The following is a 25,424-nucleotide window of genomic DNA, read 5'->3' as shown; positions in this document are numbered from 1 at the left end:
ACGATGGTCAAGCAAGGACATTATGCAAAAGTCAGTAAACAGAAACGGTTACGACAATTAAAGCAACGACGTCAGGCCCAGGAGAAGCGGGCGATTATGCCAGAAATGGTTAGCGAATTTTTGCAAGTGCGTTACCACCTGACGCAAGCGGCAAAACAGCGGCCGGCGATGCGACAGATGATGCAACGTTTTATGGCACAGTGGTTAGCCGCAGGGCAAGCAGAATTGAGCGACAATGGTCAGACAACGTGGTCAGTAGTGGCATTGACGAAGCAAACGTTACAGACCTTTAATCGGCAGTTACCGTGGCAGGGGTATGCCTTAGTTGACCAGGAAATGGCACGCTGGACGGCTTTTCTGAACAAGGAAGTGCCGGCTGTGCCGTTAAGTGAGCGGATTACGTTAACTGAGGCACTGTCCCCAGCGACGTGGCAGGCCTGCCTATCAGAGCAATTAGCAATCAATGCCCTATTAGCATTAACTGGTGATTCACGACAATTGGGCCAAATAACGACTGAGCAAGTACGACAGCTACAAAACAGTATTCAAACAGCAACGGGGATTGATTGGGAAAAGGTTGCTCAGTTGCTTGATTCGACAGTAATTGCCCAGAATACACTTTCCGAAGCTGGGTTGGATGACAAAACGCGCCAATGGCTAGAAAAATTACAGAAGCTAACGCCACAAGATTTTAACAGCCATGTTGAATGAACAGTCAAAAAGGAGGATGGTGAAATGCATTTTATCACGTCAGATCACGTTCAGTTAGATTATACGGATGAAGGCCAGGGGCAGCCAATCGTTATTTTGACGGGATTTGGTGGCGCTAAGGATATTTGGCGCGCTCAAATCCCGGTACTGATTCAGGCGGGCTACCGGGTCATTAATTTAGATGGGCGGTGCCAAGGTTTATCCGAGCACACGGCGAAAGGCTTACGTATGAGTCGTCGCGCGGTGGATGCGCATGAATTGATTGAAAAATTACAACTCGAACAACCAATTTTACTCGGTAATTCGATGGGGGCCGCGACTTGGTTTGCGTACGTGTCATTGTATGGTGATACAGGAATTAAGGCCCTGATCGACGTGGATCAAACGCCGCGGATGATCAATACACCGCACTGGCAATATGGGTTCAAACAGGTTCAATGGCAGGATATTCCGGACTATTTTAGAATGCCGCTGGGACACTCGACGTTTAAGCACATCGATGATGCGACGTATGCGCGCGTCAAGGCAGTAGAAGCGCAGGCACCGTTCGATGCGAAATTAATGTTTCCATTGTTGGTTAACCACGCGGTTCAGGATTGGCGGGATGTGATCCGCCAATTGACCGTACCGTTCTTGATCATTGCGGGCGCCAAGTCACCGTTCTTCAATCCCGACTTTGCGGCAGTGACTGCTCAAATGGCACTACGAGGACAGAGTGTGGTCATTCCGGAAGCTGGTCATATCGTGATGGCGGAACAGTCGGCAGCATTTAATAAGGCGTTGTTGGAATTTTTGGCGACGTGCTAAACGCAAAACACTTTTAACACCTGTATTAAAGGTGATATTACAGTCTTGAATAGTAGTCATATCAAGCAGGTTTAGAATAACATAATGTATTATGTTGTCTTGAATAACGGCCACATCAAAAACAGTTTCACAATACTAAAAAAGGCTCACCAACTAAAACAGGTTGGTGAGCCTTTTCGATTTATTGACTAATTACTAATCAATCACGCCATCTTTTCCCATCCATCGGAACCGAATAAACTTCCCGACCTCGGTCACAATCAAGACGACGATCCCACAGATAATCGGGATGCCCCAACCATACCAGAAGTTGATGCTAGTCGTATGGAAGACGGATTGCATGAATGGTAGGTAAATGATTCCCAGTTGTAAGAGAATCAGAATACCAATGATGTAGAACGCCATCTTATTTTGGAAGAAGTACTTGGAAATGACGGGGTGGTCATTCCGCAAGTTGAAGAGGTAGAAAATCTTACCAAAGATGATGATGTTCAGTGACATGGTACTACCGACGACATTTGGTAATCCAAGTGCGGTCAAGTAGTTGTAGGCGAAGATCCCCAAGCCAGAAATTAGGAAGGAGACATAGCCGATTTCAAAGTAATCTAATTTTGACAACAACCCAGACTTAACATTCCGGGGACCCCGGGCCATGATGCCGGCCTCGGGTGGCTCAAAGATGAACGCAAACTGGATGGTCAGCGCGGACACCATATTGATCCACAGTAATTGCGTCGGGTACAGCGGAAGTTCGTGGCCCATTAAAATACTAATGATGACAACGAGGCCTTCCGCGAAACTAGTTGGGAGTAAGAAGCGAATCGTCTTACGAATGTTATCGAAGACGTGGCGCCCTTCACGAACGGCGGCGACGATATCAGCAAAGTCATCATCGGCCAGGACCATATCGGCGGATTCCTTAGCAACTTCGGTCCCCTTGATTCCCATAGCAACCCCAATATCGGCTTGCTTGAGGGCCGGGGCGTCGTTGACCCCATCGCCAGTCATCGAAACGACGTGATTATTGGCCTGTTGGGCACGAACAATCCGTAATTTGTTATTCGGTGTTGCCCGTGCGAAGACGTTATAATCATCGATGTGTGCTTGTAACTGCTGATCGTCCATCGCGTCGATTTCGGGACCAGTAATCGCTTTGACATTGGCGGCCAAGTTCAACTTGTTGGCAATTGCCATCGCCGTATCAGGGTGGTCCCCCGTAATCATTTTAACTTGCACGCCCGCTTGCCGTAATTCGGCGATCGCGGTAGCCGCTTCTTCACGAGGCGGGTCAATGATTCCGACTAAGCCAGCTAAATGCAGCCCACCAATGGCTTGTGCATCAATGGTAGTCACGTCATCATCGACTTCTTGGTAAGCCAGCGCCACCACGCGCAAACCATCGGCGGTTAAGTCGTCCATGGCGTCATCCCAGTATGCCGTTTGGGTAGCTTGGTCAGTTAAACGCAGGACAGTCGCGGGTGAGCCCTTGACCATTAGTAAGCGTTGACCATCTAAGTCGGCCAGGCGAGCAGAAAAACGGAAGGCGGAATCGAATGGTAGCGAGTCGACTTCTTCAACCTCAGGATCATGACCAGTCATTTTACGATACAGCGTCGTCAAGGCACCATCGGTTGGTTCACCAGTCAGTTCCCAGCGATTATTTTCGAAGTGTAGCTCGGCGTCGGTCGTTTGGCCGGCAATCTTAACGAGCCATTCCATCGCGTTATCTTGGTGCCAGTCGACTTTGTTGCCATTGAGCTTGAGATGGCCATCGAAGTTAACGCCACCATTATCATCATAACCGACCCCCGTCACATCAAACGTATGCTCAGGCGTCACGACCTTAGTGACCGTCATTTCATTTTTCGTCAACGTCCCAGTCTTATCGGTGTTAACGATATCTACGGCACCTAAAGTTTCCACGGCGGGTAGTGACTTGACAATGACGTTTTTCTTCGTCATCTGCCGGGTTCCCATGGCTAAGACCACCGAGGTACTAGCGGGCAGTCCTTCTGGCATAGAACCAACGACCATCGTAATAACCGCAATTAGTAAAGTTGGCAAACTATAGGTATCCATGACCATTCCTAATAGGAATAATAGGACGGCTGCCACCACGATGGCGATGGATAAGCCAACCCCCAGTGAGTTCAGATTACGCATCAGTGGGGTAGTGGTTTGTTTGACGTCGCTAACAGACTGCTGGATATGACCGATTTCGGTATCTTCGGCGGTAGCCGTTACGATTCCGACGGCCGAACCGCTAGTCACCGCGGTTGACGCGTAAACCATATTCTTACGGTCAGCCAAAGCTGGCGTGGTCTCAGTCATCGGTTCTTCTTGTTTCTCCACGGGATTAGTCTCCCCTGTCAGCACGGATTCTTGGACGTTAAAGTTATCCGCTGAAATCAAGCGCATATCGGCAGGAACCGCGTCACCGGCTTCTAAGTTGACTAAGTCACCAACGACTAATTCGCGGGCGTCAATTTCCAGTTTTTTTCCATCACGGATGACGAAATTCTTGGAAATCAGCATTTCACGAATCCGTTCTAGCGCGTTGCCAGCTTGGCGTTCTTGGACATAACCAATGATGGCATTGGCAATAATAACCAGTCCAATAACGATAGAATCGGAATAGTGGTGCATGAAGAACGTTAAGACCGCTGCTGCGGCTAAAATGTAGATAATACTGTTATTAAACTGCTTGATGAATTGAACGAACCGAGACGTACGCTTGGTCTCCAGTTCGTTGCGACCGTTATGTTGTAAACGTTCGGCAGCTTCAGCAGTGCTCAATCCATTCTCAGGATCGGTGGCGTACTTTGCGGCTAAGGCTGATTCATCAAGCTGCCATAAGTTATCCGCATCGGGAGGGTTCTGGGTGTCGTTTTGCTCTTCATTAGAGGTTAACGACTGATTGTCATCTTTTATCATTCAATTCGCTCCTTAAAAATAAAGTTATTACCGGTGAGGTTCTGTAAAATCACGACGTTTATTGCGTGTTAAATAGGCCAATTTCGCCACATCCTTTCTTAATTAGCGTTATTATAAATAATATTATATACGAACAATCTAGGTGAACGCCATTAAAATATTTGACAAATTCATGACAAATTATTGCGTTAGTTGCAATAATATATCAGATTTTGGCTAGTTTGTCGCTGAAAATGACTGGTTTTCCTCGAATTGTTGGGTAAATTGAACTAGAGCACTATGATCCGCAACATTGGGGTGCGGGCGGTGTTCTTGCTGCCATTGGACTAGCTGTGGAAAGTTTGGCCGCATATTAGCGAATAAAAAACGAGCAGTCGATGACTGTTCGTTAATAGTGGCTAATCCTTGATGGGGTCCTTCATTAATAACCAGAGAATCAGGTAAGCGATGATACCAGGGAACATGGGTGTAATTGCTAAAACAACAAATAATAGCCGGGTAACGTTAGTATTCCAGTTAAAATGTTCGGCAATTCCACCAATGACACCGGCAATCACCCGGTCCGTTGCGGAACGATGAATATCGATCTTCATAAGTTAATTCCCCCTTAATAATGCTAACTATAATGTAGCAGGTTTGATTCAATAACGCTACTAATTTAATCGGTTGGAAACGGCGTAGTGGTAAGAACCGTGGTATAGTAGGTGATTTCAGTCAAAGCTTGGTGAAGTGTATGATCGTAGCGTTTGCTCAGGGGCGCGTTATCGATAAAGTGACCGTTACTTTGAAGGGTTTGTGGTACGTTACCAATGGGCGTTGGTTTAGGGAGGACGACTATTCCTAATCGTTGGAGAACTGGAACTAGTGCGGCCGCCCCAAATTGACCGCCGCGCATATTGTCAGAATATGAGATAATCTTAGCCGGTTTACGGGCGCCTTCGAATGCCAAAAAATCGAAGGCGTTTTTCAATCCAGCTGGCATTGCGTGATTGTATTCGGGTGTCAGGATAATGTAACCGTCCGCACTAGCCATATCGGTGAGCCATTGCTGCTGGTTAGCAGGTAGCTCGCGGTGCGGGTTCGCCATCGGTGGCTCGGGTTCGTCGAAAAGGGGAAGTTGATAGTTGGCCAAATCTAAAAATTGGTAGTGAATCGTAGAATGAGTCGGTAATTGGTCAATGATTAATTTTAGATGGTTAAATAAAGCGCGGCCGTTAGCCTGTGACCGGGTACTCCCTAAGATGATTGCAATTTTAAACATAGTGAGGCCTCCAGATATTTTTATTGATTCCAATGAATACAAAATGATAGTATAGACTTAATAATATTAGTATGCAAGTATTTATTCACTTGAATTAAAAAGGAGCTATTTAAATGACAACACCATTAGTTAGTCAGTTGATGACGGAACTAAATCAATTTTTGACGCAGGATAGCGTTGATGATCAAGAAAAACGCTGGGCCATGCAACAAACGACTGATCCGCAATTACAAGCGGCATTAAAACAACTATCGACGACGGATATTAAAATTATGGCGTATCTGGGACAGCACGGGCCAAGTCGAGCTAAGACACTGCCGGTACCAACGGGTCTCTCACAAGCAACGATTTCTCGCGGCTTGACCAAATTAGCCCGGTTAGAATTGGCGACTAAGTATCGTGATTTGACCAATAATAAAGAAGTTCTCGTACGATTGACGGCGCTGGGTGAAGCGGGTGCCGAGCTGCATACTCAGTTGGATGCGGCGATTGCAGCCAAGGCACAAGCGATTGTCGATGACTACTCTGACGCGGAACTGACACGCTTTGTTAGCCTCATGCGCCGGATTCGTGAAATTAAGCTTTAGCACTTGATGTTACCGAGTGCTAAATTGTTGCATTCCCACAAAATGGTGTTAGTATATATATCGAAGGTCAGGAAAGGTCAAACAAGGATTTGAATTACTGACCAGTATTAATAGCCAAGTGAAATTTTGAAAGGGGATTGTTAGTATGGCTAATACTTTAATGAATCGGAACGATTTCGGCATGTTGGATCCGTTTGAACGGATGGCACGCTCCTTCTGGGCACCATTAGAAAACATGGATCAAGTATTGAAGACCGACATTAACGAAACTGATGATCAGTATCAAGTGAAGGTTGATGTCCCTGGTATTGATAAGCAAGATGTGAAGTTGGATTATCGTGACAATGTGTTGTCTATCAAGGTTCAAAAAGATAGCTTTGTGGATCATGAAGATCAAGACCAAAACATTGTGATGAATGAGCGTCATACTGGCACCTTGCAACGGCAGTATATGTTACCAAACGTTGCGGCGGATAAAATTACGGCATCCCAAGCTGACGGTGTCTTAACGATTACGTTACCTAAGACCCAGCCGAGCGCGAATGACGGTCAAATCGAAATTCAATAATTAAATCATTAAATCATCAGTAACAAGTGAGCGGCCCACCGATAATCAAATCGGTGGGCCGTTTTTGACATCAACAATCGGTATGAATTATGACCGGTGGTTGGTAAGCTGTTGGTTTAGCTGGATGACTTTGATGCGGGCGAGTGCCATTTCAATTAACCATAGACCGATATAGACTCCGGTGTAAACCAAGGTATAGAAGCCAAACCAGCGAACGTTTAATGGAAACCAGCCACAGAGAATCGCAAGTGGGGTCATCCCTAGGTAAGAACACAGACAATGAGCAATGGTTTGTTTCGTAATCGACCACGTTTCAATTTCGAATAGCCAGCTACTGAATGCCCAAACTTCACCAATCAGAATCCACAATAATGTCGAAAGCTGGGTGGCGGCTAAGGGCGAGGACCAGTGGCTGACAAAAGTGGGATTAGAAGGAAATAAATAGGTGGTATTAAAGAAGGTTGAGAACCCCAAGGCCATTAAGTAGCCGATAACGATGTCTCCAATGGCGCCAATCAAAAGGGTGTGCCAAAGTCTTTTCATAATTGTGCCGCCTTTCCAATTTGTTGGGTATAGCGTCGTGATGCGTATGTTGTTGTGCCAGTTGTTAGGTTGACTTGAAAGCTACCCCATTTGGTTAAGGTAAAATTTTTAATACAGGCGATTCGCACAATTTCACTACTAGAAATACGTAGAAATTGGTGGGGTGGCAGTTGGTCCATTAAAGTGTGTAAGTGGCTGTGAACGAGGTAAGTACCAGTGGTTGTTTCACAATAAAGTCGTTTATTGACAGTGTAAAAACGTGACACCGATTGAAGTGGCAGCTTAATGAGCGAGCGATCTTGAAAAACATTGATGAATCGTTTCAGAGATGGTTAACTGGACGTGCATCGCTGATTCTCCCCTTAAATAGCGATTTTGATAAGCTTATTGTAGTGAAAAATGCGGCTTGACACTAGTGCTTATTGCTACTTGGTCAACTAAACGGGCTAACTGGTCAGGAAATATGACAAAAAATTTCCCGGGAAATAATTGCCACTGGTGGTCGCTAAATATGATAAGCTAATTAACGGTATAATACTTACTGAAAATTAGTGTCAGTTAGATATGGAGATGACGAGCGTGGATGACGCAGAACGTGAACGCGGACCATGGCATCGTAATTTGATTGTTTTATGGTTTTGTACGTTCGTTGCGGGAATGGCATTTAGCGAAATTATGCCATTTCTTTCATTATTTGTTAGTCAGTTGGGTGATTTCACGAAGGCCCAGATTACATTTTATAGCGGGTTAGCTTTTGCAGCTGATTACGCGATTTCAGCAATTTCGGCACCACTGTGGGGCATCATTGCTGATAAAAAAGGTCGTAAGATCATGCTATTGCGCGCGTCCCTAGGGATGGCAGTTGCGATGGGGTTAATGGGTTTTGTAACGAATGTCTGGCAACTAGTTGCCTTGCGCGCGCTACAAGGTGTGTTTGCGGGCTTTATTTCTAATGCCCAAGCCTTAGTCGCGTCCCAAACGCCACGTAAATATAGTGGACGGGCGTTGAGCACTTTGATCACTGGTGCCGTTAGTGGTCAATTGTTTGGCCCAGTGATTGGGGGCTTGCTAGCCCAATTGTTTTCGATTCGAAACACGTTTTTTATTACGGCCGGATTATTAATGGTGGCGTTTTTGTTGAGTCTGTTCTTTGTACAGGAACACTTCAAACCAGTCGCACATCATCGTGAACCAGGTGACAGTCGCAATCCTTTAGCAGCGTTTCAAAATCCGCGCTTGATTATTGTGATGTTATGTTCGACGGCCATCGTCCAATTTGGAAACGCCTCGATTGCACCAATCATTAGTTTATACGTTCGTGAATTGATGCATTACCGTGGCCCGATTACGGTTGTGGCCGGAATTATCGCAGCTTTACCGGGTATTTCAAACATCTTTTCAGCACCGCGCCTTGGATGTTATGGTGATCAGCACGGTTCTGGTAAGGTATTGTTATTTGGCTATATTTTTGCGGTGATTATGTATTTCCCACAAGGCATTGTTACGAGCGTCGTGGCCCTCGGTATTTTGCGGTTTGCCATTGGGATTTCCGATGGCGCACTATATCCAGAGATTCAAACGGTTTTGACTAAGAATACGCCAGTACATCTTACCTCAACGATTTTTAGCTATAATCAATCTTTTCAAGCTATTGGCAATATGTTCGGCGCCTTGCTCGGTGGTTTGGTGGCTGGTTGGTTCAATTACAACGCGGTATTCATTATGACGGCGTTACTTTTGTTAATTAACCTAGGTTTAATTTTGTGGTTAGTTCCTGATATTTGGAAGAACGGCAAACGGGCAGTTTCCTAGGTGTTTGGTAGTTAGTCTATTAAATTGGCTAGCTGCCTTTTTTGTTACTTGTCCTTGAACATGATGTTAATTCAGTGTATTGTTAGTTTCATGAATATCGAAATAAGCAAACAAGATCAGGCTGATCAGCAACGAGTGGCGATTTTCAAAGCACTGGCCGATGCTAACCGATTACGGATTATCCGGGTGCTCTATCAAGCACAACGGGAAATGACTTGCAGCGAAGTGGGGGCGCAATTAAATATCAGCAAGTCAACCGTCTCTTATCACTTTAAGACCTTGCGGTTAGTGGGTCTCACCAATACGCGACGAAAGGCACAGACGAAGTATCTATCCTTACAATTAGCGACCTTTGACCGGTTTTTACCGGGGTTCTTAGCAACGCTTTAGTTTTTTTGCTTTTTAGTTCGACAATTATCGAACTAAAATCTTGGAAAGAAGATGTCAACTACTTATGACCACAACACATCAACATAGCCGCTATTTAACACTTGGAATGATGTTAGCGGCAACGAATATGCGTTTACCAATTACAATGATGCCGGGATTAATCAGTTCTTTGAAACGGACACTGGGTTTGCCGAGCTCGATGGCGGGATTACTGACCACGATCCCATTATTGACGTTTGCCATTATGTCCCCATTGATTGCACATTGGGGGCGGCGATTTGGCAACGAACTGACAATTTATGTCATGTTGATCTTTCTAGCCGTTGGGAGTTATCTGCGGGTCATCCCAACGATTGCTGCCCTTTTCATTGGGACGTTACTAGTCGGGATTGGCGCGGACGGTGGCAATGTCTTGATTCCAGCGATTATTAAAGATAATTTTCCGACGAAGATTCCAGTCGCAACTAGTCAATACACGCTCTCAATGCTATTAGTCGGTTCACTGGGAACGGGACTTTCGGGAGTGTTGGCGGCACACTGGTCGTTACCACTAACGATGGCGGTGCTATCTGTGATTGGACTAATTAATTTGGTTGTCTGGTTGCCAAACTTGAAATACAATCATCGCGCACCAACAGTTGCGATGACCGCGAGTGATGGGCAGTCAACGGCAACTCACGGGAGTGTTTGGCGGCGGCCGTTAGCGTGGGTCGTTACGGCCTTTTTCGGCTTGCAAGCACTAGTCTACTATTCATTACTGACTTGGTTACCAACGGTATTTGTTGCCCATGGCTTCTCCTTGATTGTGGCTGGCAATTTAGTTACGGTCATGCAATTGAGCGGCCTACCGATGTCATATTTAGTGCCAGCGACTTCTGGTCATCGGCGCGGCGTTTGGGCAATGATTATGGTGGTAGGTGTCGGTTTTATTGCGGGAATTGGTGGTATCTTACTTTCCGGAACGAATTTTTGGGTGGCAGCACTGTCCTGCGTCTTACTAGGATTAGGCTCTGGAGCAGCCTTCAGTTTGGCAGTCGTCTTCTTTACGCAAAAAACGACCAATGGGTTTGAAACGGCTGACTTATCTGGTATGGCCCAATCCGCGGGCTATTTGTTAGCTGCAGTGGGGCCCGTACTATTCGGCTGGTTAGGCGGTCAATTAGGCTGGGGACCAGTACTCTGGTTAGCTATCATTCTTTCCGCGTTACTAGCATTATCCGGCAGCATCATTTTCCAGCATGCAACGATTTATGAGTAATTAATATCACAATAATGCAGAACGAGATTGGCCCAAGTCAATTTCGTTCTTTTTTTGAAACTTTATCTTTGCCTTAGAGTTACTCTAAGGGATTACACTAATCTCTATTCAATTAAGGAGGCCACAGTAATATGGCGGTTATTCAAATTCTAACGGTCGTCGGCGTGGCGATCATCGGGGCAAGCCTTGTAGGTGATCCCACTCAGCAACGACAGTCAAAACCAGTAAAGGAGCAAAAATAAGATGACAGTGTTAACAACGATGTATCAACTAGCAAATGGTGTCAACATTCCCAAAGTCGCATTCGGAACTTGGCAGATACCTGGTGGTGAGGCAACGTATCAAGCCGTTCGTGCGGCCTTAGCAGCGGGATACCGGCATATTGATACTGCACTGGCCTATCAAAATGAAGCTAGCGTTGGCCAGGCAATTCGTGATTCTGGCATTCCACGTGAGCAAAGCTTTGTGACGACTAAATTACCGGCCGAAACGAAGTCATATCAAGGTGCACTAAATGATTTCGATCGCTCACTGAAAAATTTGGGTTTAGACTACGTGGATCTCTATTTGGTACACGCACCTTGGCCATGGGGGCAAGTCGGTCGAGTTTACGATGAAGCTAACCTCGATGTTTGGCAGGCAATGGAAGCTATTTATCAAAGTGGCCGGGCGAAAGCGATTGGTGTCTCTAACTTTGCTGTTCGGGATTTGAAGAATATTCTTAACCAGGCGACGATACCACCAATGGTCAATCAAATTCAATATTACTTGGGCTTCACGGAACCTAAGATCACCAAGTTTTCTGAGGAACATGCCATGCTTGTAGAAGCATACTCGCCGTTAGCGACGGGCGGGGTCCTCGATAATCCGCAAGTACAGGCCTATGCCGATAAATACGGCGTCAGTGTGGCGCAGTTAGCGTTACGCTTCGTTTTGCAAAATGGGGTCTTGCCATTGCCCAAGGCTGTTAATCCGGCCCATATTGAGGCGAATACGCAATTGGACTTCGCAATTAGTGTGGCCGATATGCAAGCCTTAAACGACTTGCCAGATGCGGCTGGTTCATACATGCACAACCCAACCCAAGGTTAACGAACAAAATGTTTGACCGCACTTGGGTCGATAGGAGTAAACTGAACATAATTAATAAACGATAAGGAGCGATTTGATGACAACGATTAATGCAGCTAACGCGGGTACTTACGCGTTTGATGATCAATTCAAAGTTAACCGGATGGGTTATGGCGTCATGCAGTTAACGGGTCCTGGGACATGGGGACCATACGCTGATCCTGAAAATGGGGTCAAGGTAGTTAAGAAAGCACTGGAATATGGCGTTAATTTCTTTGATACGGCTGATTCATACGGTCCATGGTTTGCTGACCGGTACTTAGCGGCGGGCTTGAAGGATGCCGCTAATCGTGATCAGATCTTCATTTCTGATAAGGTCGGTCAAACGCGGCAAGGACCGAATGTGTGGACGCCACTTGGTGAGCCACGGTATCTGCGTCAGCAAGTAGAAGTTTCAATGATGACACTGGGGATTGACCATGAAGACCTAGTATTCTTACATCGAATTGACCCTCATTACTCGATTGCGGATCAAGTCGGTGAACTCAAAAAGCTTCAGGATGAAGGTAAAATCAAGCATATCGGTCTGAGTCAAGTAACTGTTGATCAAATCAAGGAAGCGCAGCAAGTCGCTAAGATTGATGCCATTGAAAATCTCTATAATGTCGCCAATCACGGTGATGATGACGTTGTTGACTACGCGGCCTCACAAAAGATGGCTTTTCTGCCATGGTTCCCATTAGCAACGGGTGAACTGGCTCAGGCTGGGAGTGTCCTCAGCACGATGGCCCAAAAGTATCAGGTGAGCCCAGCGCAAATTGCCTTGGCCTGGCTATTGAAGCGGTTTGATAATATCATACCGATTCCAGGAACAAGTTCTATTGAGCATTTACGGGACAATGTGGCAGCTGCCAACGTTGATTTAACAACGGCCGATTTTAATGGATTAAGTCAATTAAGTGTTAAATGAGTATTTAGGTCGGGAATTCCCGACCTTTTTGTTTGCCTAAAACGAGCTAAACGACGCTTGAAATTCATGGGGTTGACGGTTAAAATGAATAAACATTGAATGAGAAAGAGGATTGAGCAAATGAGTACGCGTTTGATGAGTGATGAGCCAACAATTTATTTAGCAGGACCTTGGTTTACTGAGGGCCAACCAGAACGGCTAGCTAAGATCGAAAAATTAATGGACGAGTTAGAATTGACTTATTACAGTCCACGGCTAGACGGCATCGATTTGACGCCGGATGCGACCGAAGCTGATCGAAACGCGGTATTTACGGACAATGTGGACCATTTAAAACGGGCCAAGTTAGTTGTCGCCGTGGTTGATGGCTTTGACACGGGAACTATTTGGGAAACTGGAACAGCATATGGTTTAGATATCCCCGTTGCTTACTATGGTGAAACGTTAGCTGATGGCACGTTTAATGTGATGCTGGCTAAGTCCGGCAAAGCGGTTATTGAGAACATGACTGATTTGAAGGCTTTTCTACAAGATCCCACTGCCGATGATTTTCAATATACAGGAACTATTCGTTAATTTGAACGGTTAGTCAAAATAAAAAGCGAGCCGTCTGCATTTGTCAAGGCTCGCTTTTTGCATACATAAATGGCAGAACTTGTGGTGGGAATGAGCCGCTTGAAAAAATGTAATATTTGTTAAAGGCAATGTGTTTAATTGGAGAAAAGTCATCAAATGGTGTTACGCTATGGGCAGAAATTGGTTGACTAGCGCAAATATTAAGAAAGCGGCAAGAAAACAAAAAAGTTCAGTTCAAACTAGACAATCACTATCCAAGTTGTATAATGTACTTGTAAGCGTTATCAGAACCTAATTACCTATTTTGGGGGCGTTATTTATGGTTAAAAGTAAAGCAATTATGATTGGTGCCGGGCTATCAAATATGGCTGCGGCGGTCTACTTGATTCAAGATGGTCATTGGGATGGTAAGGACATCACATTCTATGGTGTTGATATGCACGGTGCGAATGATGGTGGTGCCACGACTGATTTTACCAATGAGTATTGGAATAAGAATCATCCGATGGCTAACACGACTGGGTATGTTGCCCGGGGTGGTCGGATGCTGAATTACCGGACGTACGTTGACTTAATGGATTTATTGGACCGGATTCCATCGGTAACTGAACCGGGGATGACGGCGGCCGAAGATACGCGTGATTTTGATGCGAAACATCGGACGTATGATATTGCCCGCTTGATGCAGGGTGGTAAAGGCATTATTAATGCTGGTAAGTTAGGATTCAATAATAAGGATCGGACTTTGCTGACTAAGTTGATCATGATGCCAGATAGTGAAGAAACGAAGCTCGACAACGTTTCGATTGCTGAGTACTTCAAGGATGATCCGCATATGTTCCAAACGAATTTCTGGTATATGTGGGAAACAACCTTTGCCTTTAGAACGCAAAGCTCTGCTCAAGAACTGCGGCGTTACATGCATCAAATGATTTATGAATTTACACAAATTGAACACTTAGTTGGTGTCAACCGGACGCGTTACAATCAATTCGAAAGCATGATTTTGCCATTAATTAAGTACTTGCAAGGGCAAGGTGTGACTTTCATTGATAATAAGATTGTTAAGGATTGGCAATTTAAAGACACGCCAATGCAAGACGAAATTACGGTGACTGGCTTAGTCATTGAGGATGCGCAGACTGGCGAAACGGAAGAAGTTGAAGTTGATGAGGACACAGCGGTGATCTTCACTAACGGTTCAATTACCGATTCTGCAACGATGGGTGATTACAACACGCCTGCTCCTGAAAATATGGATTATGGTGTTAGTGCTAGTTTGTGGAAGAAGGCTACTGAGCGGTTCTATAACTTAGGGACGCCAGATAAGTTCTTCAACGATCGGAATGCTAGCGAATGGGTCAGCTTCACGTTGACGACTAAGAATCATTTATTCTTAAATGAAATCGTTCGGATCACCACCCAGGAACCCGGGAATGCGTTGAACTCCTTCTTATCAACTACGCCAATTACGCCGTTGAACCAAAAGGATGTTAATATGTCGATCGTGGTGCACCACCAACCACACTTTACGACACAGCAACCAAACGAAACAGTTCTGTGGGGCTACTTCTTGTATCCACGGCGTCAAGGTGAGTTTGTTAACAAGCCGTATATCAAGATGACGGGTAAGGAAATGGCTCAAGAATTAATTGGTCAACTTTCCAAAGTAGATCCGGGTCCAGGCAATATTAAGGACAAGGAAAAGGAAATTTTGGACAGTATCGTGAACAATATTCCGGTATACATGCCATATGCTTCCGCACTCTTTAATAACCGGGCTAAGTCTGATCGGCCAGAAGTCTTACCAAAGCACTCAACGAACCTAGCCTTTACGGGTGAATTTGCGGAACAACCATACCAGATGATCTTCACGGAACAGAGTGCGGTCCGCTCTGGTGAGATTGCCGCTTATCACTTTGCTGGGGTCCCAATGGATAACTTGGTCAAGACACCACGGTACGATAAGGATCCAAAGACCTTGCTCAAGGCAACTAAGAAGATGTTTGATTAATTAAATGCTGGCCTGTCAGTGGTTAATGCTGATGATGGCATGATGTAAAAACGCTCCCCATGAAAGATGACTTTCATAGGGAGCGTTTTAGTGTGCATCACGATCAGTAGTAACGGCTCGTTGAGACGCCGTCATTAACAGGATCAGGTTGCTAAGCAATTTAGTGGTTGATCAAATTTTAGCAGCTGCTTTAGGTGTTAATTTAGACGGTGTGTGTTTAGTAGTGGTTTTGACCGTGAGATGCTTTTTGGTTGCAAGTTTGGGTGCCTTTTTAGCGTTTTGCTTGGCGGTCTTTTTGATTAATTGTGGTGCCATCTTCTTAGTTTTCGTTGGTTGGGCTAACGTTTTTTTAGTGGCGAGAGTCGTTACCTTTTTAGTTGGTTTGATACTTGCCTTAGGGTGCTTGATCGTTAGCTTCGTTGATTTTGCCTTGGTGGTCGTCTGCTTTGTCAATTTGATTACCTTTTTAGAGGCTTTGATTTTAGGCGTTGCTTTCTTAGCACTGGTGGCTTTAGGTCCAGCCTGCTTGGTGGTCTTCTTAGTAATTGTCAACTTAGTCTTCGGGGTTTTCTTGGTCGCTTTTAATTTAGCGGTCGGGGCGTTCCCTTTAATCATCGTGGTGGCTTTAGCCCAGCCGAGGGCCTTACCGTGTTCACTAATGAGGTAATATGTGGCCGACGTATGTTTGCCGGTTGCTAAAGTAATCGTCTTAGTTACCGTGTAAGTCTTTTTAGTGCTGAGTTTTGCTTTGGCCGGGCTAACAAAGGCGATTGCCCGATCGGCGGCAAAGTGAATTGTATTCAAAGTCGTGGCGGCCTTCGCGTGCATTGTGATGGCGGGGAAGTGGGTCGCTTTAGTGAGTGCATGGGTAGTGGCTTTTGGGGTTACCGTGGCGGCATTAGCCGTGGTGGTCATGGCAAACGGGCTGGCAGCCAATGGTAATGCCAAAGCAAGTGTTGCAACGACTGATGTTAATTTTTTCATTTCAAAATCCCCCTTAAAGTGAATCTTTTTTGATTCGAAGATAGTTTAGCACCTTGACTGCTTTGCAACAATCGTAATATCAATAAAATTATCAAAAAGTGGGTGAATTTGAATGCAATCAATAAAGGCTTGATAACAAACGAACCGCGGTGGGAGTAACCGTTGGGTTAATGAGAGTGACCGAGATTTTAGAACTAACGTTCGCACTGAATGGGAAAGTTATGGTATGCTAGAACGGTATTTTTACTGAAAGGGGTGGGCGGCATTGCCGGCAGCAACAACTTTAATAACCCCCGCTGAAAATCGTTTCTTTCTGTTAAGTGAACGAGCTCGACGGCGGACCACGCTCCAACAAATTAGTGCGTTATTACGCGCACACGTAACGGTAAAGGCTGACAGTGATTTCTTGAAACCGACTGTCCGTAACTTGATTTTACAAGATCATGCACAGTGGTTGACCGACTGTAGTCATGAGTGGCAACTTTTGGCGAGTCTGCCGTACGTTGTTAACCCGAATGAAAGCCGACAAGCATGGCATCATTGCGAATTGTGTCATAAGCCGGTTCGTTATGAGTACCATGTTCAAAACAAGCATAATCATCGTGAGTTGATTGTCGGTTCTGAATGCGTCAAAAAGTTCATGAACGCCGAAACGCGTTACTTGATGGTGATTACAACAGAAGATAACTTTTATGCGGTGGCCCAGTATCAGACGCTGACTACCGCTGTACCAACAGTGCCAACGATCATGTTTGCTCAGCCGTGGCTACCACAATTACCGGCTGAGCAAGCGCCCCAAGCGCGCAAGTTGCGACAAACAACGACGCAAACCGTCACGACGTACCTAAAACGTCGTACCAAGCAGCTACCATTACAGGAACTAAAGCCCGCTGAACAAACCTATCAGCGGTTAGTCCATGATGAACAAACGGTGATTGAAGCGGCTGAGCGGGCGGCCCGTCAAGCAATTGTGACTAATCAACAACAACGCCAGGCACAAGCGCAGCAAAGTGCTGTGAAGGCCGAGCAAACCTTGCGCCAGAGTCACGCCTATCAATGTTATTTACAGCAGCTGGCGGCCATTATTGTGATGCGTCCGGAACGACCGATGGCGAAGCAACAGTTTGAAAAAATCACGCCACCAGCGACCGAACGCCCTTTGGTGAACTCTTATCAATTCGGGCAAATGGTGACTGAATATCGACAGACTGGGAAGATTCAAGTTCGGCGCCTAGCCATGCTTGATCATCAGTTCGTTGCCGCACTTAATCAGGTGACTCAACAGCTAGATGAACAACAAACGACGCGTTTTTATGACGATGTCTTCAATAGTTGTTGGGGCTGGCAGTATCATCAGCAGGCGACCCAACGTGCGGATTGGGAGCACTTATTGACGACCCGGTGGGGCCAATCATTGTCGCTGGCTTGGTTTGAACAATTAGCCATGCAAACGACAATGCCACAAACTCAACAGTGGCTTGCGGACAATGCGGATGCCGGTATGCAAGCAGCACTACAGCAACGTTTGGCTGCGCATGAAGACCGCCAACCGATTGCCCGTGACCGGATGACTAGATCGGAATTACGACAGTTTTGTTTGCGTGAACAGCCAGCTGCGCCGACATTAGAAGCATTTGAACAGGTCTTTGACCAACAGTATCAATTGCCCGTCGACCGGCAAGCAACGGCCCATGAAACGTTAGCCTATTACTATATTGCGCGTCAATATCAAGGTGACCATCAGCGTGCGTTACAACAACTGAATTGGTTATTGAAAGTCTAAATGTTTCACGTGAAACATAAAAACGCCCACTGATTTTTTCAGTGGACGTTTTTAATTCGGCTGACAGGTTAACTATTAATGACGCTGTGATAGCGCGAGGCTGCAAATTCATACAGCGGCCGGCTAAGTGGTGTGACCTCAACGGCTTCTTCAAATGGTGCCGTAACCATGGTGTTGTCAGCGTTTTTAGCGAGTTTGACGGCCCAAGTTGGATCATAAAGTAATTGTTGGCCTACTGCGACTAGTTCGGCAGTTTGTAACACAGTCTTGACATCGTCGCGGGTCCGGACGCCACCAACACCAACTAGTGGCAATTTACCTTGTAACGCTTCGTGCACGTAGGTCATGATGGATTTATCTTGATACTGCGGGTCTCGTGAAACACGGTCATAGTTGTTGAGTGAGACATGAACGTAATCTAATCGACTTTCCCGTAGTTGTGAGAGTAACCAAAGGGTATCTTCAAGCCGAATACCTGGTTCTTCGAATTCTTCTGGTGAGAAACGATAGCCAACGATGAAGGGCCGGTCCGCATATTGGTCAACAGCTGCAAAGACGGCCTTTAATAATTCATCAATAAAGCGGAACCGTTCTTGCGGCGTGCGACCACCGTATTCATCGGTGCGGCGATTACTATGTGGTGAGAAGAACTGTTGGATCAAATAGGTATTGGCACCGTGTAATTCAATCCCATCAAAGCCGGCTTGAATCGCGCGCCGAGTTGCTTCACCGAATGCTGAAATTGTTGCGTGGATCTCGTCAATCGACATTGCTCGCGGTGTTTCCGCATCGTCACGAAGGGCCGCAACGGCACTGGCAGAGACAATCTGTTCGCCATTTAAGACGGCTCGATGCGTCATTCGACCGGCGTGGAAGATTTGAACGATAGCTTTGGCACCTTGACTTTGAATGCCATGAGCAAGTGCACTTAGACCGGGCAGCATCGTGTCATGTGCGATACTAAGCTCGCCATGCCAACCCTTACCGAGATCTTCGACGTTGGCAGCACCCGTAATCACGGCACCTAAGCCAGTAGCTCGTTGTGTGTAGTAGTCGATTTCGTCATGGGTGATACTACCATTGTAAAAGCTTTGAGTCGTCGTCATGGGCGACATCATTAGGCGGTTGCGTAGTGTAACGCCAGATTTGAATTTGAGTGGTTCGTTAAAACTAGTCACAATAAAACATCCTTTCAAGCTAGTTTTGCTTACTTTTTGTAAGATCTAGTTTCAGTTTAGCGGTTGAAATTTGTTTTTTCAATTTTAAAGTCGCTGGTTTTAGTTAATCTTGGCATAACAGGATGGTGCGTGTGGAATAAGGGGATTGTTGCTGTTGTTAAGTCAGGTGAGGCTTGATAGGTAGATGCAAACAAAAAACTTCATCGATAAGCATGGTCGACGAAGTTTTTTGGAAAATTATGATGCAACGTTATGCCTTAAACGGATTCCAGAAACGGCCACCGTTGACCTTAAAGAGGGCGATGCCGAGGATGATCAGCAGAGCAACTAACGTTAACGCCAGATAGTCGTTACGTTTAAAGCGTTGGGCCATGTACCATGTGCGATGTTTTCCCTTACCGAAGCGCCGCAATTCCATCGCCTGACTAATGGTTTCGATTCGATCTAAGCTTGAAAAAATCAATGGAAGCAGAATTTGAATGCCGCCACGAATACGGGTCATAAAATGCGCTTTTTTCGACATTTCAAACCCCCGAGCCTGTTGTGCCAGACTGATAGTACGGTAATCAGCTTGAACGTCTGGAATGTAACGTAGTGCAATCGCTACGGAATAGCTGATACGATAAGAAATTCCAATCTTATTGAGACTCGCAGCAAATTCGCTGGGATTAGTCGTCATGAGAAAAATCAGGGCGAGTGGCACGGCAAACGTGTACTTTAATAACAAATTAAATTCATAAAAAAGTTGTTCGGCTGTCAAGTTAAAGTAGTGATCAGCAGATCCCAGTAGTAAGTGTTCGGTACCATAAATCGAGACGCCGTAATGAGGCGCAAAGACGTACACCATCACTAAGTTTAAAACGGAAAAACCAATAATAACGTTAAGCACGAACGCGATATCGCGGTAATGAATTTTTGAAAAGCGGAATAGAATCAGTGAAAAAATCATCACCCCGATTAAGTAACGCGTGTCGTAAGTCATCATCCCGATAACTGATAAGCCAACAAAGCAGAGTAGTTTAGTGCTACCGCTAAGTCGGTTTAAAAAAGTATGACGGTCGTTGTACCCGATCAATAATTCATGTTGCATCTTAGCGCGCCTCCCGTTCAGCCTGAACAAATTTTGCGACGAATTCTGTCGGGTTTAAATGGTGCGCTTCTGCCAGGGTGTATAAACTTGTCTTGGCTAAGGAAGCTTGCTGAATAATGGATGCGTTGGTCAACACATCGGCTGGGCGAGCATCCATCAAAATGTTGCCGTGGCCCAACACAATCGTGCGATCCGTGTATTCTAGCATTAGGTGCATATCATGCGTGATCAACATAATCGTCATGTGTTGTTCCTGATTGATCTTAGTTAAGAAGGTCATCATTTCAGTATAGTGTTGCAAGTCTTGGCCCGCAGTAGGCTCATCAAGAATTAGCATGGCCGGTTCTAATACGAGGATGGCCGCAATCGTGACCCGTTTCTTTTGACCGAAACTGAGCGCAGAAATAGGCCAGTGGCGAAACTCATAGAGACCACAGACCTTCAGAACGGCCTGGACACGGCGCTTTACTTCATCGTCAGCGACACCTCGGAGGACCAAACCGGCAGCAACTTCATCAAAAATCATCGTTTTAGAGATCATTTGATTGGGGTCCTGAAGGATATAACCAATTTGGTCGGCACGTTCTTTGACTGATTGGTCAGCTAGGGAATGGCCGTTAAATCGCACTTTGCCGGACTGTGGCATCAAAAACCCAGTAATCAGATTGCTCAATGTTGACTTACCAGTCCCGTTTTGACCCACTAGACTAATCATTTCACCCTGATGAAGCGTGACGGTGATATCGTTGATGATTGGTTTGGCGGGATCGTACCCGAATGTCAGGTGCTCAATTGCGAGTAACGGTTGGTCATGAACGGTGGGCGACTGTAGTTGTACGCCGGCGGTCCAGTTTTGCAACGTCGCGGTGAGGTCGGGTACTTGTAAGGCTTGGAGGTTATCCAAGTGTTGGCAAGTTGCTAGATCAACACCGGCTAGTTTGAGCGCTGAAAGGTATAATGGTTCGCGTAGCCCGAGTTGAGTCATGAGTGATTGCCGCAAAATCGTTTCCGGCCGGTCGTTAGCGACGATCGCGCCGTCTTGCATGACAATCAGCCGGTCGATTGGTTGCTGTAACACGTCCTCAATGCGGTGCTCAATAATGATGACGGTCAGGTCCTGCGTATGAGTCAGCTGATCAATGAGTGCCATCGAGGCTTTACCCGATGCCGGATCAAGACTCGCTAGCGGTTCATCAAATAATAGGATTTTACTATTGTCGATCAGAACACCAGCCATGGCGACCCGTTGCTTTTGCCCACCAGATAATTCCTGCGGGCGGTGAGTCAATAAGTCCTGGAGGTCTAAAGTTTGGGCCCACTGTTCAGTTGCTTGTCGCATGGCCGGTTGGGTCTGCTGATCATTTTCCAATGAGAAAGCCATATCTTCGACGACAGTCAAACCGACGAACTGACTATCAGGATCTTGCAGTACCGTACCGACGTCTTGGGATAATGCAAAAATGGAGCTCTCAGTAATGGTTTGACCAGCAATCCTTGCTTGGCCCGTCACTGTTCCTGGATAGGATTGCGGAATCAAGCCGTTCAAACACCGGCCTAATGTAGATTTACCGGAGCCAGAAGGTCCAGCAATCAACACTTTTTCACCGGGATAAATATCTAGATTAATATCACGTAAAGTTGGTTCCGTTTGGCTATTATATTGAAAAGAGAAATTTTTAAAGCTAATGATGGGTGCGCTCATGTTATTAACGTTCCTTTGTTAAGCTCCCACGTTGGGTCCGCGTCCGGGCGTACAAGACTAGTAGGATGGTCCCAATGATGGCAACTGAGATGGAATCGGCGATCCAAGTAATGACACCTTGAAGGTAAACTTTGTTGGCCGGTTCATGATAAATAATAATATCACCAGTTGGTGCTAAAAGCACCCAACCAATAAAGTTGACGATGATTTGGTAAATGTTAAACCAGACTAATTTTGCCGTTCCTAGTACGCCATTTTCAATCTTGAGCCGATTTTTAGCTAGTCCGAAGGCAACCCCAATCAGACCATCAACGATGACCCAGGTCCACCAAGGCGAACCATAAGTTACGAAGTCGTTTAAGGCGTGACCGATGAACACGGCTAAACCAGCTGCAACGGGACCAAAGATGGCACCTAGTAAGGCTAAAAACCCCATCGCGACGTTAACCTGGGTATTCGGCACACCCGTTGGAATGGCGACAAATTTCATGAGAACAAAAATAACGGCGGCGCCGATCCCGGTAGCCACGACAGTACGAATTGAATTGGATTGCTTGTTTTGCATGGTGTAACACTCCTTAAGTATTGAGAATGAATAAGTTCTAATAACCATTAATAAAAGCGGACAGGCGTTAATTTCAGATCAGTTATGGTCATAAAAAAACGCGCCTAAAAGCGAATGCTTTCTAGGACGCGTTTGCGTGTTACCACCAAGATTTTCCCACAGGGACTTATCATGATCGTAACGGATCGCTCCGACTGAGATGGGCCCCAGTAGCTTCTTCAAGACCATCTTCAACTAACCACGTCATCGTTTTGCACCAAAAATACGACTCTCTAAGCACGAGAATTAGCTTACTCATCTTGTCACAGCTTTTTCTAATCTGAATTTAACTATTAAAGCATACGCCAAAGTCTGTGGGGGTGCAAGTAAAACCGAACGGATGTAGCCGGTTACATCGAGATTGAACGGAAAATCGGGAACAGCTGATTAAATGGTGGTTAAATGCGCTGATTCATTCGGCTATACGGTCAGTGACGGATGCTGATGATTAGTTGGATTGGTCGTTAATTAAACAAAGCCAATAAAAGTATATACAAATGATTTCAATTAGCTACTAAAAGGGGTAAACTAGTTGACAAGACCAAATGATGAAGGGGATGTGAGTAGTTTGGCTTATAAGTATGAAACGATTGCGGATAGTCTGCGACAAGACATTAAATCCGGTAAATATACGCCGGGCGAATTGATGCCTGACCAGAATAAATTAGCTGAAACTTTTGATACGACACGAATTACGATTCACAAAGCCATTCAATTACTGATTATTGAAGGGATGGTTTACTCCAAGCGTGGCGCGGGGACCTTTGTTCGCAAGGACTTTGGCTTGACTGAACGGCGCCAAGAAACGCTGGTAGACAAGCCACTGGGAACAACGCAAACGAATGCCGGTAAAAAGGTGACGAGTAAAGTGTTGGAATTACAAGCTCGCTTGCCTACTAAGCGGGAAGCGGAACAGTTGTTAATCGATGAGATGGATCCGGTGTACGTTATTCGGCGGACCCGCTACGTTGATGGCAAGGTGTGGGCGTATGAGCATACGATTATGCCAACGAGTATCGTGACGTTGACGAAGCAAGTCCTCGAAGGCTCGGTCTACGGTTATTTAGAGCAACATAGTGGCAAGAAAATCGCGGGTTCACACCGTATTATCTCGGCAGCCCGAGTGACGGCTGATGACGTTGCCGCAATGGGCGCGACTCTGAATGATCCCGTGTTGGTAATTAATCAGATTAGTTACATGGATGATGGTCAACCCTTTGAAGTCTCCGAATCACATTTCCCATATGAGACAAGTACGGTCGTAGCGGATGTTCAAATTCATTAAAGCAATCGGTAACCGCGTTAATCAGTGGCTACCGATTTTTTGTGGGAATTATTCTGGGGAGTTGCATTCAAGAAAACGGTGGCCCATAATTAAATTGATTGAAAAAGAAAGCGCTTCAATAATCTGATTAAGGGGGATGAAAATATGCCAGCTAACTTTTATCAACGATTAATTGATAAGTATGAACCAATGACGGAAGCAGCGTTCTTAGTGTTAGTCAGTGTTCGCCAGCCGATTACCAGTGAAGCGATTCCGGCAAAGATCGCTGAAATGACCAATAATCAACTACAGCTAGGATTAGGAACCTTATTTACGAATTTGCATGCCATGACGAAGGATTATTTAATGACGGAACGAGTCGACGAAAATGACGTGCATACCTATGAAATCACGGGGAGTGGTGAATCGGTTTTGGCGGCTGAACGAAAACGACTGCAATTATTGAATCAGATTTGTGAGCAGGCGGGATTGTAACGGGTTAATTTAACGGGGAAGTGAGTATATGTGGCGTTATCAAATGGCGGTCAAAGGCTCAGAGCAGGAATTACGGTGGCTCAATCAGCAGGCACAACGCGGGCAATTACTGCGGCGTATCAGGGGGAACTGGTATCAATTTCAAAAAACGGCGACGCGGTATCAAGTCTTTAGTGAATATGTGAGCGGTAATGTTGCAACTGAAATCGACGACCAGCACACACCGTTCAAATTGTTAGCACGGCTACAATTGACGAAACCAGCCGTACAGGTGATTTATACGGGCACGGCTCAGACTGAGTTGCAGGGGGCGCGAGTGGATCGTCAGGACGCACCGTTGCAGTTGAAAATTGCACTGGCGCAACGGGGACACTTGTTAAATGTTATGAATATTAGGTTAGTGGTTGGTCTGATACTGGCCGTGATCGTGATTAGCCTGAATGTGAGTGATAACGTGGCCAGTTGGGGAATGCTAGCATGGTTGCTATTTACCTTCTATCCTGCATGGCAAGCAAGTCGGCTGCATAAACAGGCGAATACGCTGCGAGTCATTACGCAACAATATGATGATGCTTGGCGGCCAACGATGCACGTTTTCTTGAAAAACATGTCCACCGAGCTGGATACAGAAAAAGTGGCAGGTCTAGGGGCGTGGGCTTACGTCGGTCAAGATCATCACGGGATGTACTGGTACGACTTGAAGACGCTGGCAAGTGCCACGGAAATCAAGCAATCGCTACAGCCAATTGTGGGAGATAGCGTTTCTGTATCGATTGTAAGTTGGTTGGGATTGGCACCAATTGGATTTGTTTAAACTTTTAA

26 protein-coding genes are annotated in these 25,424 nt (G+C 45.8%); 15 read left to right on the top strand and 11 right to left on the bottom strand.

Annotated elements, in window-relative coordinates; genetic code table 11:
• Positions 1-3: 3 nt before the first annotated feature.
• Together E5260_RS14785 and E5260_RS14780 are read left to right on the top strand one after the other, a co-directional pair.
• On the top strand, positions 4-711 hold the full coding sequence (locus E5260_RS14785; RefSeq protein ID WP_016511533.1) for a hypothetical protein: 708 nt from the start codon (positions 4-6) through the stop codon (positions 709-711).
• A gap of 24 nt (positions 712-735) precedes the next feature.
• Complete coding sequence (locus E5260_RS14780; RefSeq protein WP_003641727.1) at positions 736-1,518, top strand: alpha/beta fold hydrolase; 783 nt, start codon at positions 736-738, stop codon at positions 1,516-1,518.
• A 195-nt stretch (positions 1,519-1,713) separates the two neighbouring features.
• On the opposite strand, the gene E5260_RS14775 is transcribed toward E5260_RS14780, so the two are convergent.
• From E5260_RS14775 to E5260_RS14765, 3 genes are all read right to left on the bottom strand, one after another.
• A complete protein-coding gene (locus tag E5260_RS14775; RefSeq protein WP_003641728.1) occupies positions 1,714-4,452 on the bottom strand; it encodes a cation-transporting P-type ATPase in 2,739 nt (912 codons plus the stop codon).
• Positions 4,453-4,850: 398 nt separating this feature from the next.
• The gene (locus E5260_RS14770; RefSeq protein ID WP_003641730.1) at positions 4,851-5,045 is read right to left on the bottom strand and encodes a PspC domain-containing protein; all 195 of its coding nucleotides are present in this window, start codon (positions 5,043-5,045) and stop codon (positions 4,851-4,853) included.
• A gap of 65 nt (positions 5,046-5,110) precedes the next feature.
• On the bottom strand, positions 5,111-5,713 hold the full coding sequence (locus E5260_RS14765) for an NADPH-dependent FMN reductase (protein ID WP_003641731.1): 603 nt from the start codon (positions 5,711-5,713) through the stop codon (positions 5,111-5,113).
• A gap of 113 nt (positions 5,714-5,826) precedes the next feature.
• Here E5260_RS14765 and E5260_RS14760 point away from each other — a divergent pair, with 113 nt between their 5' ends.
• Positions 5,827-6,300: a MarR family winged helix-turn-helix transcriptional regulator gene (locus tag E5260_RS14760; RefSeq protein WP_003641732.1), complete on the top strand. Its 474-nt coding sequence runs from the start codon at positions 5,827-5,829 to the stop codon at positions 6,298-6,300.
• Between the two features lie 145 nt (positions 6,301-6,445).
• A complete protein-coding gene (locus tag E5260_RS14755) occupies positions 6,446-6,868 on the top strand; it encodes an Hsp20/alpha crystallin family protein (protein WP_003641733.1) in 423 nt (140 codons plus the stop codon).
• Positions 6,869-6,955: 87 nt separating this feature from the next.
• Here the strand turns inward: E5260_RS14755 and E5260_RS14750 are convergent, their stop codons facing one another.
• Positions 6,956-7,411, bottom strand: coding sequence for a DUF3021 domain-containing protein (locus E5260_RS14750; protein ID WP_003641734.1), 456 nt, complete (start codon positions 7,409-7,411; stop codon positions 6,956-6,958).
• Positions 7,408-7,677 (bottom strand): LytTR family DNA-binding domain-containing protein, encoded by a 270-nt coding sequence (locus E5260_RS14745; RefSeq protein WP_233206516.1) that lies wholly within the window; start codon positions 7,675-7,677, stop codon positions 7,408-7,410. The genes E5260_RS14750 and E5260_RS14745 overlap by 4 nt, the downstream gene beginning before the upstream one ends.
• 313 nt (positions 7,678-7,990) lie before the next feature.
• Here E5260_RS14745 and E5260_RS14740 point away from each other — a divergent pair, with 313 nt between their 5' ends.
• The 7 genes from E5260_RS14740 to E5260_RS14710 all read left to right on the top strand — a co-directional run bounded on the left by E5260_RS14740 (position 7,991) and on the right by E5260_RS14710 (position 15,502).
• The gene (locus E5260_RS14740; RefSeq protein ID WP_025015645.1) at positions 7,991-9,223 is read left to right on the top strand and encodes an MFS transporter; all 1,233 of its coding nucleotides are present in this window, start codon (positions 7,991-7,993) and stop codon (positions 9,221-9,223) included.
• A gap of 90 nt (positions 9,224-9,313) precedes the next feature.
• Entirely contained in the window at positions 9,314-9,613 is a 300-nt protein-coding gene (locus tag E5260_RS14735; protein WP_015379645.1) for an ArsR/SmtB family transcription factor, read from the top strand.
• 64 nt (positions 9,614-9,677) lie between these two features.
• The gene (locus E5260_RS14730) at positions 9,678-10,871 is read left to right on the top strand and encodes a CynX/NimT family MFS transporter (RefSeq protein WP_003641738.1); all 1,194 of its coding nucleotides are present in this window, start codon (positions 9,678-9,680) and stop codon (positions 10,869-10,871) included.
• Positions 10,872-11,114: 243 nt separating this feature from the next.
• The gene (locus E5260_RS14725) at positions 11,115-11,963 is read left to right on the top strand and encodes an aldo/keto reductase (protein ID WP_003641739.1); all 849 of its coding nucleotides are present in this window, start codon (positions 11,115-11,117) and stop codon (positions 11,961-11,963) included.
• Positions 11,964-12,039: 76 nt separating this feature from the next.
• The gene (locus E5260_RS14720) at positions 12,040-12,912 is read left to right on the top strand and encodes an aldo/keto reductase (protein ID WP_003641740.1); all 873 of its coding nucleotides are present in this window, start codon (positions 12,040-12,042) and stop codon (positions 12,910-12,912) included.
• A gap of 120 nt (positions 12,913-13,032) precedes the next feature.
• Entirely contained in the window at positions 13,033-13,488 is a 456-nt protein-coding gene (locus E5260_RS14715) for a nucleoside 2-deoxyribosyltransferase (RefSeq protein WP_016511540.1), read from the top strand.
• Between the two features lie 319 nt (positions 13,489-13,807).
• Complete coding sequence (locus tag E5260_RS14710) at positions 13,808-15,502, top strand: oleate hydratase (RefSeq protein WP_003641742.1); 1,695 nt, start codon at positions 13,808-13,810, stop codon at positions 15,500-15,502.
• Positions 15,503-15,673: 171 nt separating this feature from the next.
• On the opposite strand, the gene E5260_RS14705 is transcribed toward E5260_RS14710, so the two are convergent.
• The gene (locus E5260_RS14705; RefSeq protein WP_003641743.1) at positions 15,674-16,486 is read right to left on the bottom strand and encodes a hypothetical protein; all 813 of its coding nucleotides are present in this window, start codon (positions 16,484-16,486) and stop codon (positions 15,674-15,676) included.
• A 265-nt stretch (positions 16,487-16,751) separates the two neighbouring features.
• Here E5260_RS14705 and E5260_RS14700 point away from each other — a divergent pair, with 265 nt between their 5' ends.
• Positions 16,752-18,269, top strand: coding sequence for a hypothetical protein (locus E5260_RS14700; RefSeq protein ID WP_003641744.1), 1,518 nt, complete (start codon positions 16,752-16,754; stop codon positions 18,267-18,269).
• Positions 18,270-18,337: 68 nt separating this feature from the next.
• Here E5260_RS14700 and E5260_RS14695 read toward each other — a convergent pair whose 3' ends face one another.
• The 5 genes from E5260_RS14695 to E5260_RS15580 all read right to left on the bottom strand — a co-directional run bounded on the left by E5260_RS14695 (position 18,338) and on the right by E5260_RS15580 (position 23,102).
• A complete protein-coding gene (locus E5260_RS14695) occupies positions 18,338-19,447 on the bottom strand; it encodes an NADH-dependent flavin oxidoreductase (RefSeq protein ID WP_003641745.1) in 1,110 nt (369 codons plus the stop codon).
• A gap of 250 nt (positions 19,448-19,697) precedes the next feature.
• On the bottom strand, positions 19,698-20,537 hold the full coding sequence (locus tag E5260_RS14690) for an energy-coupling factor transporter transmembrane component T family protein (RefSeq protein WP_003641746.1): 840 nt from the start codon (positions 20,535-20,537) through the stop codon (positions 19,698-19,700).
• A gap of 1 nt (position 20,538) precedes the next feature.
• Positions 20,539-22,239, bottom strand: coding sequence for an ABC transporter ATP-binding protein (locus tag E5260_RS14685; RefSeq protein ID WP_003641747.1), 1,701 nt, complete (start codon positions 22,237-22,239; stop codon positions 20,539-20,541).
• 4 nt (positions 22,240-22,243) lie between these two features.
• On the bottom strand, positions 22,244-22,804 hold the full coding sequence (locus E5260_RS14680; protein WP_003641748.1) for an ECF-type riboflavin transporter substrate-binding protein: 561 nt from the start codon (positions 22,802-22,804) through the stop codon (positions 22,244-22,246).
• A gap of 169 nt (positions 22,805-22,973) precedes the next feature.
• Positions 22,974-23,102 carry a hypothetical protein gene (locus tag E5260_RS15580; protein WP_022638079.1) on the bottom strand — a complete coding sequence of 43 codons (129 nt, stop codon included), beginning with the start codon at positions 23,100-23,102 and terminating at the stop codon, positions 22,974-22,976.
• A 273-nt stretch (positions 23,103-23,375) separates the two neighbouring features.
• On the opposite strand from E5260_RS15580, the gene E5260_RS14670 reads away from it, so the two are divergent.
• The 3 genes from E5260_RS14670 to E5260_RS14660 all read left to right on the top strand — a co-directional run bounded on the left by E5260_RS14670 (position 23,376) and on the right by E5260_RS14660 (position 25,416).
• On the top strand, positions 23,376-24,128 hold the full coding sequence (locus E5260_RS14670) for a GntR family transcriptional regulator (RefSeq protein WP_003641749.1): 753 nt from the start codon (positions 23,376-23,378) through the stop codon (positions 24,126-24,128).
• Positions 24,129-24,272: 144 nt separating this feature from the next.
• Positions 24,273-24,602, top strand: a complete 330-nt coding sequence (locus E5260_RS14665) for a helix-turn-helix transcriptional regulator (protein WP_003641750.1) — start codon at positions 24,273-24,275, stop codon at positions 24,600-24,602.
• Positions 24,603-24,630: 28 nt separating this feature from the next.
• On the top strand, positions 24,631-25,416 hold the full coding sequence (locus tag E5260_RS14660) for a hypothetical protein (RefSeq protein ID WP_003641751.1): 786 nt from the start codon (positions 24,631-24,633) through the stop codon (positions 25,414-25,416).
• Positions 25,417-25,424: the final 8 nt, after the last annotated feature.

It is taken from the genome of Lactiplantibacillus plantarum, from assembly GCF_014131735.1.
GTDB lineage: Bacteria > Bacillota > Bacilli > Lactobacillales > Lactobacillaceae > Lactiplantibacillus > Lactiplantibacillus plantarum.
Note: the sequence above shows the minus strand (reverse complement) of the source record. Positions and strands in the feature narration are given on the sequence as shown.

Bases quoted from the DNA above. Each gene is read 5' to 3' on its own strand.
- E5260_RS14785 (WP_016511533.1), top strand. From the start codon at position 4: ATGGTCAAGCAAGGACATTATGCAAAAGTCAGTAAACAGAAACGGTTA.
- E5260_RS14780 (WP_003641727.1), top strand. From the start codon at position 736: ATGCATTTTATCACGTCAGATCACGTTCAGTTAGATTATACGGATGAA.
- E5260_RS14775 (WP_003641728.1), bottom strand. From the start codon at position 4,452: ATGATAAAAGATGACAATCAGTCGTTAACCTCTAATGAAGAGCAAAAC.
- E5260_RS14770 (WP_003641730.1), bottom strand. From the start codon at position 5,045: ATGAAGATCGATATTCATCGTTCCGCAACGGACCGGGTGATTGCCGGT.
- E5260_RS14765 (WP_003641731.1), bottom strand. From the start codon at position 5,713: ATGTTTAAAATTGCAATCATCTTAGGGAGTACCCGGTCACAGGCTAAC.
- E5260_RS14760 (WP_003641732.1), top strand. From the start codon at position 5,827: ATGACAACACCATTAGTTAGTCAGTTGATGACGGAACTAAATCAATTT.
- E5260_RS14755 (WP_003641733.1), top strand. From the start codon at position 6,446: ATGGCTAATACTTTAATGAATCGGAACGATTTCGGCATGTTGGATCCG.
- E5260_RS14750 (WP_003641734.1), bottom strand. From the start codon at position 7,411: ATGAAAAGACTTTGGCACACCCTTTTGATTGGCGCCATTGGAGACATC.
- E5260_RS14735 (WP_015379645.1), top strand. From the start codon at position 9,314: ATGAATATCGAAATAAGCAAACAAGATCAGGCTGATCAGCAACGAGTG.
- E5260_RS14730 (WP_003641738.1), top strand. From the start codon at position 9,678: ATGACCACAACACATCAACATAGCCGCTATTTAACACTTGGAATGATG.
- E5260_RS14725 (WP_003641739.1), top strand. From the start codon at position 11,115: ATGACAGTGTTAACAACGATGTATCAACTAGCAAATGGTGTCAACATT.
- E5260_RS14720 (WP_003641740.1), top strand. From the start codon at position 12,040: ATGACAACGATTAATGCAGCTAACGCGGGTACTTACGCGTTTGATGAT.
- E5260_RS14715 (WP_016511540.1), top strand. From the start codon at position 13,033: ATGAGTACGCGTTTGATGAGTGATGAGCCAACAATTTATTTAGCAGGA.
- E5260_RS14710 (WP_003641742.1), top strand. From the start codon at position 13,808: ATGGTTAAAAGTAAAGCAATTATGATTGGTGCCGGGCTATCAAATATG.
- E5260_RS14705 (WP_003641743.1), bottom strand. From the start codon at position 16,486: ATGAAAAAATTAACATCAGTCGTTGCAACACTTGCTTTGGCATTACCA.
- E5260_RS14690 (WP_003641746.1), bottom strand. From the start codon at position 20,537: ATGCAACATGAATTATTGATCGGGTACAACGACCGTCATACTTTTTTA.
- E5260_RS14685 (WP_003641747.1), bottom strand. From the start codon at position 22,239: ATGAGCGCACCCATCATTAGCTTTAAAAATTTCTCTTTTCAATATAAT.
- E5260_RS14680 (WP_003641748.1), bottom strand. From the start codon at position 22,804: ATGCAAAACAAGCAATCCAATTCAATTCGTACTGTCGTGGCTACCGGG.
- E5260_RS15580 (WP_022638079.1), bottom strand. From the start codon at position 23,102: ATGAGTAAGCTAATTCTCGTGCTTAGAGAGTCGTATTTTTGGTGCAAA.
- E5260_RS14665 (WP_003641750.1), top strand. From the start codon at position 24,273: ATGCCAGCTAACTTTTATCAACGATTAATTGATAAGTATGAACCAATG.
- E5260_RS14660 (WP_003641751.1), top strand. From the start codon at position 24,631: ATGTGGCGTTATCAAATGGCGGTCAAAGGCTCAGAGCAGGAATTACGG.